This window comes from Thermodesulfobacteriota bacterium (assembly GCA_040753795.1).
Taxonomy (GTDB): domain Bacteria; phylum Desulfobacterota; class Desulfobacteria; order Desulfobacterales; family Desulfosudaceae; genus JBFMDX01.
This window is the reverse complement of sequence record JBFMDX010000019.1, coordinates 12054-24564: the sequence shown is the minus strand read 5'-3', so window position 1 is coordinate 24564 and position 12511 is coordinate 12054. Positions and strand designations below refer to the sequence as shown.

The 12511-nt window shown below is 57.3% G+C and carries 14 protein-coding genes; 11 read left to right on the top strand and 3 right to left on the bottom strand.

Annotated features, from left to right (window positions below):
• Nucleotides 1-68 precede the first annotated feature (68 nt).
• The 6 genes from AB1724_17150 (at nucleotide 69) to AB1724_17125 (ending at nucleotide 3874) form a co-directional block, all read left to right on the top strand.
• Nucleotides 69-674 (top strand): alpha/beta fold hydrolase, encoded by a 606-nt coding sequence (locus tag AB1724_17150; protein ID MEW6079537.1) that lies wholly within the window; start codon nucleotides 69-71, stop codon nucleotides 672-674.
• 70 nt (nucleotides 675-744) lie between these two features.
• On the top strand, nucleotides 745-1314 hold the full coding sequence (locus AB1724_17145) for a DUF99 family protein (protein MEW6079536.1): 570 nt from the start codon (nucleotides 745-747) through the stop codon (nucleotides 1312-1314).
• Between the two features lie 93 nt (nucleotides 1315-1407).
• Nucleotides 1408-1983 carry a methyltransferase domain-containing protein gene (locus AB1724_17140; GenBank protein MEW6079535.1) on the top strand — a complete coding sequence of 192 codons (576 nt, stop codon included), beginning with the start codon at nucleotides 1408-1410 and terminating at the stop codon, nucleotides 1981-1983.
• A gap of 81 nt (nucleotides 1984-2064) precedes the next feature.
• Entirely contained in the window at nucleotides 2065-2502 is a 438-nt protein-coding gene (locus AB1724_17135) for a MaoC family dehydratase N-terminal domain-containing protein (protein ID MEW6079534.1), read from the top strand.
• Between the two features lie 114 nt (nucleotides 2503-2616).
• On the top strand, nucleotides 2617-3012 hold the full coding sequence (locus AB1724_17130) for a MaoC/PaaZ C-terminal domain-containing protein (GenBank protein ID MEW6079533.1): 396 nt from the start codon (nucleotides 2617-2619) through the stop codon (nucleotides 3010-3012).
• A gap of 55 nt (nucleotides 3013-3067) precedes the next feature.
• Nucleotides 3068-3874 carry a 2-amino-3,7-dideoxy-D-threo-hept-6-ulosonate synthase gene (locus AB1724_17125; GenBank protein ID MEW6079532.1) on the top strand — a complete coding sequence of 269 codons (807 nt, stop codon included), beginning with the start codon at nucleotides 3068-3070 and terminating at the stop codon, nucleotides 3872-3874.
• A gap of 6 nt (nucleotides 3875-3880) precedes the next feature.
• On the opposite strand, the gene AB1724_17120 is transcribed toward AB1724_17125, so the two are convergent.
• From AB1724_17120 to AB1724_17110, 3 genes are all read right to left on the bottom strand, one after another.
• Complete coding sequence (locus tag AB1724_17120; protein ID MEW6079531.1) at nucleotides 3881-5023, bottom strand: LbtU family siderophore porin; 1143 nt, start codon at nucleotides 5021-5023, stop codon at nucleotides 3881-3883.
• Between the two features lie 196 nt (nucleotides 5024-5219).
• Complete coding sequence (locus AB1724_17115) at nucleotides 5220-7073, bottom strand: ATP-binding cassette domain-containing protein (protein MEW6079530.1); 1854 nt, start codon at nucleotides 7071-7073, stop codon at nucleotides 5220-5222.
• Between the two features lie 40 nt (nucleotides 7074-7113).
• Nucleotides 7114-8034 carry a selenium metabolism-associated LysR family transcriptional regulator gene (locus AB1724_17110; protein ID MEW6079529.1) on the bottom strand — a complete coding sequence of 307 codons (921 nt, stop codon included), beginning with the start codon at nucleotides 8032-8034 and terminating at the stop codon, nucleotides 7114-7116.
• Nucleotides 8035-8362: 328 nt separating this feature from the next.
• Between AB1724_17110 and yedE the strand changes: the two genes are divergently transcribed.
• The 5 genes from yedE (at nucleotide 8363) to AB1724_17085 (ending at nucleotide 12303) form a co-directional block, all read left to right on the top strand.
• Nucleotides 8363-9442 (top strand): YedE family putative selenium transporter, encoded by a 1080-nt coding sequence (gene yedE / locus AB1724_17105; protein MEW6079528.1) that lies wholly within the window; start codon nucleotides 8363-8365, stop codon nucleotides 9440-9442.
• Between the two features lie 75 nt (nucleotides 9443-9517).
• Entirely contained in the window at nucleotides 9518-9733 is a 216-nt protein-coding gene (locus AB1724_17100) for a sulfurtransferase TusA family protein (GenBank protein MEW6079527.1), read from the top strand.
• Between the two features lie 21 nt (nucleotides 9734-9754).
• Nucleotides 9755-10285, top strand: a complete 531-nt coding sequence (locus tag AB1724_17095) for a DUF3343 domain-containing protein (protein MEW6079526.1) — start codon at nucleotides 9755-9757, stop codon at nucleotides 10283-10285.
• Complete coding sequence (locus tag AB1724_17090) at nucleotides 10273-11139, top strand: NAD(P)H-hydrate dehydratase (GenBank protein ID MEW6079525.1); 867 nt, start codon at nucleotides 10273-10275, stop codon at nucleotides 11137-11139. Before AB1724_17095 ends, AB1724_17090 begins: the two co-directional genes overlap by 13 nt.
• Nucleotides 11140-11163: 24 nt before the next feature.
• The gene (locus AB1724_17085; GenBank protein MEW6079524.1) at nucleotides 11164-12303 is read left to right on the top strand and encodes a porin; all 1140 of its coding nucleotides are present in this window, start codon (nucleotides 11164-11166) and stop codon (nucleotides 12301-12303) included.
• Nucleotides 12304-12511: the final 208 nt, after the last annotated feature.

The following is a 12511-nucleotide window of genomic DNA, read 5'->3' as shown; positions in this document are numbered from 1 at the left end:
AGGTTCAAGGTACAGGAGGCAGGGTACAGGGTGCAGGTTTTAAGGGGGCAAGGGAGAGGAAATCGTCGATGGAAGAGGCCGTTTTTTTCAAGTGCGGCGATATACGGTTATCCGGCCTGATGCACCGGGGAAACAGGGACAGGGCGGCCGTGATCACCCACCCGCATCCCCTTTACGGCGGGGACATGCACAACTTCGTCGTGGAGACCGTCTCCCGGGCCTGCTGGTCGGCGGGGTACTCCACCCTGCGTTTTAACTTCCGGGGCACGGGCCAAAGCCAGGGGGAATACAGCGGCGGGGTAGAGGAGCAGGACGACGTGGCCGCGGCTGTTTCATACCTTACGGAAACAGGCTGTAGTCAAATCGACCTGGCTGGTTATTCGTTCGGCGCCTGGGTATGCGCCCTGGGCGCTCATAAATACGGAAAAATCAATCGAATGGTCCTGGTCTCCCCACCGGTCGCCTTTGTGGATTTTAAAGGCATCGCCTCACTACCGTCCCTGGCGGCGGTCGTCACCGGCAGCGATGACGAGTTCGCGCCCCCGGACATCATCCGCGCCATGATACCCGCCTGGAATCCCGGTGCCCGGTTTCATGTCATCGACGGAGCGGATCATTTTTACTTTGGATATGACCGGGAACTGGAGAAGATAATCAAAGAGGCGCTTAGATAACATCCGGACTCTCCCGGCAGGGACTCAAGCTTCTTGCCGAAAGGGGTTGAGGGATCGAGGGGTCGAAAGGATGAACGCCAGAAGGTTCTCCAATGTCATCGGTTTTGATGATGCGCCCTTTGACCGCCGCCAAACCGGTCCGGTACCTGTTGTCGGTGCGGTGTTTGCCGGTTTGAGACTGGACGGCGTTCTGACCGGGACCATAGAGAAAGACGGCACCGACGCCGCCGAATCCCTGGCCGGGCTCATCCTGAATTCGAAATTCGCGGGCCATATCCGACTGGTCATGCTCCAGGGAATTTCCCTGGGCGGTTTCAACGTGGTGGATGCGCCGTTCCTGCGGGATATAACCGGCCTGCCGGTACTGGTAATCGCCCGGACCAGGCCCGACATGGCCGCGATCCACGATGCTTTACTGAAAGACATCCCCGGCGGCCGGCAAAAATGGTCGATTATCGAGGGGCTGGGAGAAATGGAGCCGGTCAACGGCGTTTACATGCAGCGCGTCGGCCTCAACCGGGAGGAAGCCGATGCCGTCATTCGCCGTTTCAGCGTCAACAGCAACATTCCCGAACCGATCCGTGTTGCCCACCTGATCGCCGGCGCCCTGGCGACCGGCCAGAGCCGGGGTGCTCCCTGATCCGGAGGCCACCGGCATAAAAACGGGAGATCGTTGCATCCCACCGTTTTTTTTTATAATATCAGGACCTGATTATTTTAACCGGAGACATTGATGAACAAAGCCCGGCAGGAACATGACATCTGCACCTGGTGGCACGCTTATTTCTTCGATAACCCCCTGCGCCGACTGCTGCACGCTCCACGCCGGCTGTTCGCCGATTATCTTTTCACCGGCATGACCGCGATGGATATCGGCTGCGGCATGGGCTATTTTTCCATTGCCATGGCGAAAATCGTTGGCGCTGAGGGCAAGGTTCTGGCCGTGGATGTGCAGCCGCAGATGCTCAAAATTCTGCGAAGGCGGGCGGCCCGTGCCGGGGCGGGGCATATCATCCTTACCCATCTTTGCGACGGAAGCGGGATCGGACTGGATAAGACAGTTGATTTCGCGCTCCTTTTCTGGGCCATGCACGAGATTCCCGATAACGCGGGCCTGGCCAGGGAAATCACGGCCATGCTCAAACCGGGAGGCATCTGTTTTGTGGCCGAACCGGCCTTTCATGTTCAGGCCGGCACCTTTGCGGCCCAGGTAAGTGCGTTCGCGCAAACCGGCCTGAGAGAAATCGCCCGCCCGAAAGTCGCCCTGAGCCGGGCGGCGGTGTTTAAAAAAGAGGGGCCAAGGGGGTAGACGCCTCCGGGACAAGCTTCTGGCCCCTATATACCGACTGAATTGAAAAAGAATAACCAGAACATAATATAAGGAGGAAGAATGGACCTGGACAAAAAATTTATCGGCCGGAAATACGGTCCGGTCACCTATGAAATAGGCCGGGAGAAAATCGCCGAATACGCCATGGCGATCAAAAATCCGGACCCCCATTATGTGGACGAGGCGTTCGCGCGGAAAACCCCTTACGGGGATATCATCGCGCCCCCGACCTTCGCGGTCGTCTATGCCGGCAAGCTGATCGTTCCGTTTTTCTTTGACAGCGAACTGAACCTGAACCTGGCCATGCTGGTGCACGGCGAACAGGAGTTTGAATTTCATGAAATCGTCCGGCCCCGGGACGTGATCACCACCATGGGCGAAATCACCGGCATCGTCAACAAGGAGAAACTCGACGTGGTGACCATCTGCGGGGAGAGCCGCAATCAGGACAACGTTCTGGTCTGCACGGCCAAGTTTACGTTTGTCATCAGAAAATGATGAGCAAAGGGATCCAGAGGCCAAATAAAAAGAAATATGATTCCATTTATTCCCTTGAGCCCTTGGCCCCTCGAACCCTCGAACCCTTTATGCTTATAATCAGGAGAGGACATTATGAATACAAATGAAATTCATAAGGGCGATACCTTTACGGCCAGTGAAATAGTTGACAAATACCGGGCCATATACTATGCCGGGGCTTCCGGTGACTTTAATCCCATTCACATTGACCCGGAATTCGGACAGATGGTGGGCCTGGGCGGCGTCATCCTTCACGGGTTGTGTACCCTGGGCTTTGTCACCAAGGCGGTAACGGACTGGGCCGGCGACCCGGGCAAGCTTAAACGCCTCAAATGCCGGTTTGCCTCCCCGGTTCACCTGGGCGATACGGTCACCACCCGGGCCGAGGTTGTGGATGTCACCGGCGACCGGGCCAGGATCAAACTCAGCGTCACCACCCAGGAAAACACCGAGGTGCTGACCATGACGGAAGCGGAAGTCGCACTGTAAACCAACAATCGCGGCTTGGTTATTAGTTTGTTAAACGACAAATGGAGATCAAACCATGTTTACCAGCGGCAAAGCCATAAGAATGGAACGCCTCATGAACCGGAACACCGGTAAAACCGTCATTGTTCCCATGGATCACGGCGTCACCGTCGGCCCCATTACAGGACTCGTCAACATGTCCGAAGCGGTCAATGCCGTGGCCGAAGGCGGCGCCAACGCCGTGATCGGCCATCTGGGTCTGCCCAAATTCGGTCACCGGAGCTACGGCCGGGACGTGGGACTGATCCTGCACCTGTCCGCGGCCAGCAACCTTTCCCCCCGGCCCAACCGGAAAGTCCTGGTCAATACCGTGGAAAACGCACTGCGCGTGGGCGCCGACGGTGTTTCCATCCATATCAACGTGGGCGACGAATACGAAGCGGAAATGCTCAAGGACTTCGGCAAGGTAGTAGTGGACTGCATCCACTGGGGCATGCCCCTGATCGCCATGATGTATCCCCGGGGACCTAAAATCGACGACGAGAAAAACGTGGAACACGTCAAGCTGGCGGCCCGTATCGGAGCCGAGCTGGGTGCGGACTTCGTCAAGACCAACTACACCGGCGATCCGGAATCCTTTGCCAAGGTGGTGGAGGGATGCCCCGCGCCCGTTCTGATCGCCGGCGGCACCAAGGCCGGCGACCAGGAAATGTTCAACATCATCGAAGGCGCCATGAAAGCCGGAGCCAAGGGGCTGTCCATCGGCCGCAACGCTTTTCAGCACAAGAACCCGACCCTGTTTGTCAAGGCGGCCTGCGCCATCGTCCACGACGGCAAGAGCGCCGCGGAAGCCATGGAGATCCTGCAAAGCGGCCAGAGCTGATCCGGGCTAAAACTCATACGCCAGCTGGGCGGTAAGGTTCTGGCCGATGTCTCTGGTATCGTATTCCTGATGCATATACTCCAGGCCCACAAAGGTCTGCTCAAACGGGTACCAGAAGATAATGGCGCCAAAACCCGTTTCCGGGAGGAAATCACCACAATCGTCCGTTCCTTCATACTTTAATCCGGCTCCGATTCGTGAACCGGTCACATAAGCGGCTTCAAAATTCCAGGCCGACGGCTTTGCCTTGCCGTCAACGAAAGCCAGTTCTCCCGGTTCAAATTCGTCCAGGGCGCCGACATACCCTGCCTTGAAAAACGCCCTGTCTTCAAAGCCGATGGTCACATAACCGGCCATGCCGCCGACATCATCTTTAAGCCCGCCGGTCCCCTCCTCACCATCCCGACCGGCAATCTCCCCGGACAAGCCGTCCGTATCGGCAATGCTGGAAATATAGGAAATGCCGGCGGTCAGGCTGACGGGCCCGGCCCAGTCATCGGGAAGGGTGAACGACGCACCGGCGAAAGCATTCTCCACGTGATCGTCTTCATCTGTTTGATTGATATCACCGTTAAACGCTCCGGCGTTGATATCAAAAAGCGCGCCGTGGTACCCGCACATGACGGCACTTTCATTAGCCTCTCCCAGTTCAAGGGTAAACGGATCGCTGATGAAATGCGTCTCGTAGTTTCCAAAAGGCAGATAATATTTTCCGGCGGTCACATACACCGGTCGTTGCTCCCCGCCGCTGATGGTAACAAATCCTTCGTCCAGATCCACCGGTTCGGTATCATCCTGCTCCCATAAAAAAAGGACATGCCCGCTGACATGTTCGTTTAATGTGGCATCCACCCCCAGCTGCATGGTGGCCAATGTGACATCACTGGATTTATCCGTCGGTTCTCCGGCGGCCTCCGGGTTTAATTTTTCATAACCGGCTTCTGCTTCCAGCAGTCCGCTGAAACTGAACACCTCCATCCAGCGGGAAGACGCCTGTTTGTCTGCCGCGGTTTTTTCCAGCGCTTCAATACGGGCGGACAGGGCCTCGATCCGGTCTTCCGCGTCTTTTTCATGCATGGCCCGCGCCGGCAGGACGCCAATCATTCCGACCATCAGGAAACACCAGACACATACAGACAATTTTTTCATGATTGCCTCCCTCTTAAAAACAAAAAACCACGAGAGTAGCCCGTGTCTTCGTGACACGATTTACCTTCGTGGTTTGATTTTTTAATTAAACTATAAAAGCTTTATTTTAACCAGGCTTCTGCCTGAATTCTTACCAAGCAATAAGCCGCCTGAGTCCCCCTGTCAATAAAAAAACAAAGGATCGTCATCTCCTTATTCATTCCTCCAGTTCGGCGGCCTCGCGGTCCAGGGCCTTTTCCTTTTCGGACAGCTTCCGGCCGCAGTCATCCATGTCCTTGTAAAGGCGTTCGATCTCGGACTGGAGGTCGTTGTATTCCCGGGAGAGGCGGGCGATGCGCTTGCCGTCGCCGGCTTCAGAGGCCTGGACCATGTCCATGTTCAGGCGCTCGCAGGACTCCTCCCGCTTGATGATGGCCGCCTCCAGCTCGGACAGGCGTTTTTTCAACGGCGTCAGTTCCCGGGACCGGCGGGCGATGATGTCGGCCCGGCGCTTGCGCAGGGCTTTCTTGTTGACCCCGCCTCCGCCCGGACCGGGGGCCTGGGAAGAAGACGGTTTCCGGGTGACGTCGCCCTCGTCTTCCCAGCCCACCCGCTCCAGGAAATCGGCGTAACCGCCTTCGAACAGGCTGACCCCGTCGCTCTGGAACACCAGCAGCCGGTTGGCCAGGGCGTGCAGGAACATCTCGTTGTGAGTGACCAGGATGACGGTGCCCTCAAACTGGGAGATCGCGTCCAGAAACGCCTCGCAGGCATCCATGTCCAGATGGTTGGTCGGCTCGTCGAGCATGAGCAGGTTGGACGGGGTGGCGATGATCTTGCCCAGCAGCACCCGGCTCTTTTCGCCGCCGGACAGAACGCCGATCTTCTTTAACGCGTTGTCCTTTTCGAACATCATGGTGCCGCAGATATCCCGGGCCCGCTGGCGCTGGCACCCGGCGTTCATGACCTCCTCCTCGACCGTCAGGGCGTCGTTTAAATGAATGGTGTTGGTCTGGGCGTAATAAGCGATCCGCACGCCCGGATGAAGAGAGCGCTGACCCCTGTCGGGCGCAAGGTCCCCGGCCAGGATCCGCAGCAGGGTGGTCTTGCCGCTGCCGTTCTTGCCGATGACGCCGATCCGGTCCCCGGCGTTGACGGCCAGGTTCAAATTCCTGATCAGGGGCCGGTCCGGCTCATATCCGAAGGTGATCGATTCCACCTGGAGCGGGTGTTTGGCGGTCAGGGGCGCATAGGAAAAGGAAAAATCCAGGGTCCGGGCCTCGGCCAGCCGTTCGCCCGGGGTCTGCTTTTCCAGGGCCTTGATGCGGGACTGGACCAGGCCGGCCAGCCGGGCCTTGGCCCGGAAGCGCTGAATAAACAGCTCGGTCTCCTTCCGTTTTTTCTCCTCGTTGACGCGGGTCTTTTCGTAGACCTCTTCCTCACTCTGGATCTGGCCGTAATATTTTTCCGTGTTGCCGGGAATCTTGCGGATCTTTTTGCGATGGATGCCGAGGGTATGGGTGATGACCTGATCCATGAAGGAGCGGTCATGGGTGATGAGCAGCAGCTCCCGGGGCCATTGCTTTAAATACGCCGCCAGCCAGCGGATGGAGACCACGTCCAGGTAGTTGGTCGGTTCGTCCAGGAGCAGCAGATTGGGCTCGGCCAGAATGGCCTTGGCCAGGTTCAGCCGGACCTGGAATCCCCCGGAAAATTCGGCCGGCGCGCGATCCATGTCGTTCTTGGAAAACCCCAGACCGGCCAGGACCTTTTCCACCCGCCAGGTGTCATGGCGGTGATACTCGGGCAGGCCCAGGCAGCCTTCGTCCAGCACCCGCTCCCGGGTAAATTTCAGATGCTGGGACACGTAACCGACCCGGTATCCCCTGGGAATGGAAATCGTGCCCTGGTCATAGGTCTCCTCGCCGATGATCATGCGCAGCAGGGTGGTCTTGCCGTGGCCGTTGCGGCCGACCAGGCCGATCCGCTCGCCTGAATTGATGTCGAAACTGATGTCATCCAGCAGGCAGTCCGAGCCGAATGATTTTGTCAGGTTAATGGCTTTAATCATGTCTTATTTTAAAACACCTCTTCCACTTATTCGCCGCCGTTCAGTCCTTTTCACCATCGGCGGGTTCGCCGCCGGCGGCCGCTTCCACCAACCCGCGGAAGGCAGCGCCGGCCGGGGATTCCGTGCGGCCTTTCCGCCGGATGGAATAGAACTGCCGGGTCAGGGTCAGACCGCTGACGGCCAGGGACTTTAACATGCCGGCGGCCTCCGCCTCCCGGACCGCCAGCAGCGACACAATGGAAATGCCGATATGGTGCCGGACCCCCTGAATGACCGCCTCGGTGCTGCTCAGTTCCGCCACGATGTTCAGGCCCCGGCTGCTTAAGCCGGATTCGGCCAGTTTGGCCTCGATGGCCATCAGGGTTCCGGACCCCCGTTCCCGGATGATAAACGGCTCCCGGACCAGTTCATCCATATTAATCCGCCGGCGACCGGCCCATTGGTGGTCGCTGGCAATGATCACCCGCAGTTCATCGTCCATGATTTTCCGCTGGATCAGCCGTTTATCCGGGCTCCTGGCGCCGACGACCCCCAGTTCCAGGCTCCCCGAAAGGATGTCGCCGATAATCTGCGCGGTGTCTCCGGTTTTGAGGCAGACCCGGACATCCGGGTACTGCCGGATAAAACGGCCGATCACTTCCGGCAGCAGGTATCCGGCCGGTATGGTGCTGCCGCCGACGGCCAGCTCTCCCCGGACTACGCCCTGGGAGGCCGCCAGCGCCGCCTCGGCCTCATCGTGCATGGCCAGGAGCCGGCCGGCATACTGATACAGCACTTCTCCGGCCCGGGTGGGCGCCACCTTCTTCTCAAACCGGTCCAGGAGCCGGCAGCCATAATGGGTTTCCATGTCCTTGATATGGCTGCTGACCGTGGGCTGGGAAAGATGAATGGACCGGGCCGCTTTGGAAAAGCTGCCCTGCTCCACCACCGCCCGGAACACTTTCAATCGCCATAAATCCATGCTGAACCCTCGTCTATATTACGATATCCATTAACCATACCAGAATCCGATTAAATCGAAAATATCTTCTTCCCGGCCGTTTTCCCGGCGAGGCCGATTATCGCCCTGTCGTAATTGTAATAACCCGATGAAAAATTTGACAGTTTTGCCATAGAAATTCTGAATACGCCCCTTTCATATTATAGAAATTAACTATTTTACTTATCAAATTACTAAATATACAAGATATACAAGAACAATTTCCTGGATTCACGGGAAGAGCACTCCCGCTTCGCCCATGGTGGCGAATGCGCGACAACGAAAACATGTGTTGAAAGGGGATCAGTATATGAAAAATATTTTCGCGACAAGATCGGGAATCATCGGCGTCGGCGCCTTTATCGGCGTCATGGCCGCGCTGCTGCAGTTCTGGGGAAATCCCGGCAACATGGGCATATGCGTGGCCTGCTTCGTCAGGGATATCACCGGCGCTCTTGGCCTGCATCGGGCCAGCGTGGTGCAGTACGTGCGGCCGGAAATCATAGGGTTGGTGATCGGCTCCCTGGCGGCGGCCCTGGTTTTCAAGGAGTTTCGCCCCCGGGGCGGTTCCGCTCCCATTGTCCGGTTTGTGCTGGGCGCCTTTGCCATGATCGGCGCACTGGTCTTTCTGGGTTGTCCCTGGCGGGCCATGCTGCGTCTGGCCGGCGGTGACGGGAACGCCATATTCGGTTTGCTCGGCCTGGTGGCCGGCATATGGATCGGCACGCGCTTTTTAAAGGCCGGCTACAACCTTGGCCGCACCCGAGTGTATTCCACGACCGCCGGATGGGTTATGCCCGCTTTGGCCGCCGGGTTGTTCCTGCTGCTGCTGATTTTCCCCCGGACCGAAGGCCAGGAGCAGAGCGGTGTTCTTTTTTACAGCCTGAAAGGGCCCGGCGCCATGAACGCGCCGATTGCCGTTTCGTTGATCATCGGCCTGATTATCGGGTTTCTGGCCCAGCGCAGCCGTTTCTGCACCATGGGCGCTTTCCGTGATTTAATCCTGTTCAAACAGGTCCATCTATTTTCAGGCGTGGTGGCACTGATCGTTTTTGCTTTTACAACCAACCTCATCGTCAAGCAGTTTCATCCCGGATTCGCGGGTCAGCCAGTGGCTCATGTCCTGCATCTCTGGAACGCCCTGGGGATGGTGCTGGCCGGTCTGGCCTTTGCCCTGGCCGGCGGTTGCCCGGGACGGCAGCTGTTTCTGTCCGGGGAGGGGGATACGGACGCCGGAATTTTCGTGGTCGGCATGGTGGCCGGCGCGGCCTTTGCCCATAATTTCGGCTTGGCCAGTTCGCCAGCGGGGATCGGTCCCCATGGCATGGCCGCGGTGGTTATCGGCCTGATCGTCTGCGGGGCAATCGGTTTTACGATGAAACAGAAATGATGGGGCTGAAAAATCCCCATGGGTTATTTCACGGAACCATTTTCAGAACCACATAATCAAGAAAGGGAAAAACAAATGGAAACAGTAGATGCCCGGGGACTCTCCTGTCCGCAGCCGGTTTTAATGACTGTGGATGCCTTAAAAAAGACATCCGCCGACAGGATGCTGGTGCTGGTGGACACGGCGGCGTCCAAGGAAAATGTCAGCCGGGCCGTTTCGAGCAATGGCTGGACGGTGGCCGATATCACCCCTGAAGGCGAAACGTATCGCATCGAGATTCATAAGGGCTGAAACGTGGGCTGGCTCAATTTTTTGAAAAGAAAAGCCGCGCCGCCAAAGCCGGAAACCAAGGACCGCGGTTTTCTGGTCTTTGAAAACACCAGCGAAGTCATCAAGGCTGAAAACTGTCTTTTAAAGAGCGGCTGGAAAATCCGGGTCATGGGACCGCCGCCGGAAATCCGGACCGGGTGCGACCTGGTCATCGAATTTCCGCTCATTGAACAGCTTGAAATCTTGAGACTCCTCACATCGGAACATCTGGTGCCGCTCAAAGTGGTTCCGGTCTCCGGCCCCCTGCTGGAGCCGGTCAATATCTTTTTTACCCGGGACTACGGCGCTTTCCTGATGGTCCGGGCTGCCAACATGAAAATCACGATCGAAAAACAATCCATGAAAATCGTTAACATATCCGGCGGCGGCTGTCCGGATGTGCCGTATCTGGCCGCCGAGATGGTGGGCCGGCGGCTGGATGAGGCGCCCGCCCCCCGGACTATCGGCCATACCTTATGCGGTTATGCCCTGCAACTGGCTTATGAGGAGATCAGACGCCAATGTTCGCGGTAGTCGGAACGGTGCCCGCACAGGATTTCCCCCTGACCGGCGGCCCGGTCTCTTTTTCCGGGCAATCTTTGATGATCGACGGCCATTCCGTACCCGTCAATCGAGGAACTCCGGCCCTGTTGGCCTCGGCATTAAAAATTTGCGGCTTTTTCGGCGCGCCGCCGCCCTTTGCCTATCTGGCCGGCGATATCGGCACCGGCGCCGGCAGCCGAAAACTCTACGCGCACCTGGAAACGGATCTGCCGTCCCGTCGGTTTGACGGCCTGACCTTTCATTATATCCAGCCGGACGTGGACTGGCATAACCGCGTGATGTTGGCCATCGAAAAAATGGTCTCCCGGCCCATCCTCATCGCCGATGCCGGATTCATGTACGCCGCCAAGATGAGCGGATACGCGGATTTTTACGACGTGTTTACCCCGGATGCCGGGGAGCTGGCTTTTCTGGCCGATGAATCCGCGCCCCATCCGTTTTATACCCGGGGATTTATCTTCCATGAATCAAACCGCGTGCCGGAGCTAATCGCCAGGGCTTACCGGCACGGCAACGCCGCCCGCTATCTGCTGGTCAAGGGGGAAGCGGACGTGCTGGCCGACGCCGGCGGCATCCGGCAAACCATCGCCGAGCCCCTGGTGCCGGCCCTGGAGCCTATCGGCGGCACGGGAGATATCCTGACAGGTCTGCTGACGGCCCTGATCGGCATGGGCCACGACATACCGGCGGCCTGCTGTTATGCCGCCAGAATCAGCCGCATGGCCGGCGAGTTGGCCCAACCCGACCCCGGCACCCAGGTAATTGACATTATCGCGCGCATTCCGGAAAGCGCCGCCTTGATTTTTGCTTCTGAAAAACAATAACCACATTAAAAAGGAGAGTTACCGATGAAACTGCAAAAACTGTTGGTGCTGGTCGGAATCATGTTATTGCCGTCCCTGGCTTTTTCCGTGGAAGTCTATAAAAACGGCGATGTGTCTCTGGACGCGGGGTTTTGGGCCCAGGCCTGGTATCAGTATGTGGACGATTATGACCGGGACGGCGACGGTAAATGGGATGACAAGATCAATGACTTCATGATGCGGCGGGCTTATTTCAACCTTAACGGCACGGTGACGCCGAAAATCAGTTTTTTTCTCCACTACGCCGGAGACCGCATCGGCCAGGAAGGCCTGGATAACGCCGGCCAGGGACTCGGCAGCGGATTGGCCACGCGGGACGCCTGGGTTACCTATAAGCTGATCAAGGACGATGTGATGGTTCAAGTCGGCCGGATGTATGTGCCGTTTACCCGGGATTACGGCACCACTTCAACCAAAGCGTTGCTGACGACTGAACTGAACTGGGGACAGGGCGGACTGCGCAGCGGTATTTTCTATCCCAGCAAAGTGGGGCGGGATGACGGCGTCACCCTGTGGGGAAACGTGCTGGAAGACAAGCTCCAGTACCGGCTGATGGTCGGCGAAGGCGAGGAAAGCAGTTCAACCAATGCTGATGACAACCTCCGGTTTGCCGGCCGCCTGAGCCTGAATCTGTTTGATCCGGAAACCGCCTGGTTCAACTCCGGCACTTACCTGGGGAAAAAGAAGATTATGGCGGTCGGCGCCGGGTTTGATCATCAACGCGATCTGATGCTGGCCGGCACTGAAAAAAACTACGAGGCCTATACCGTTGATGCCCATCTGGACCTGCCCCTGGATTCCTGCGCCGTTACCTGCGAACTGGCCTATCTCTGGATCGAAAATATCGTCAACACCGTTACCTGGTCGGCCCTGACGACCGGTAGGGACGGGGACATGGTTGCCGCCAAAGCCGGCGTTCTGTTGAAAGAAAAAATTCAGCCGTTCGCGCATTATGAAGTCGTCATGCCGGAGCCTTCGGGCGCCGACGATACGGTGGTCTACGGGCTGGGTTGCAATTACTACCTGAAGGGTCCGGCCAATAAACTGACGCTGGAATGGTCCAAGGCGGATGATGATACCCACACAGTCGATATCATCACCTGCCAATTCGCTTTTGGGCTGTAGCAATCACATCCGGTTATGGTTTAGGTCATCTCTGGAAATAACTATCTCCAGAGATGACCTTTAACTTTTTGAAAATACAATATTTATCACTTCGCTCGCAAGAACATGCGACCGACCTGCCCGTTTAACCCGCCTCTTTTTTTTCAAAACCGAAAAAATTTCCTTGACATTTATTACATTGTGATACATTTTGCATACAACGTATCAC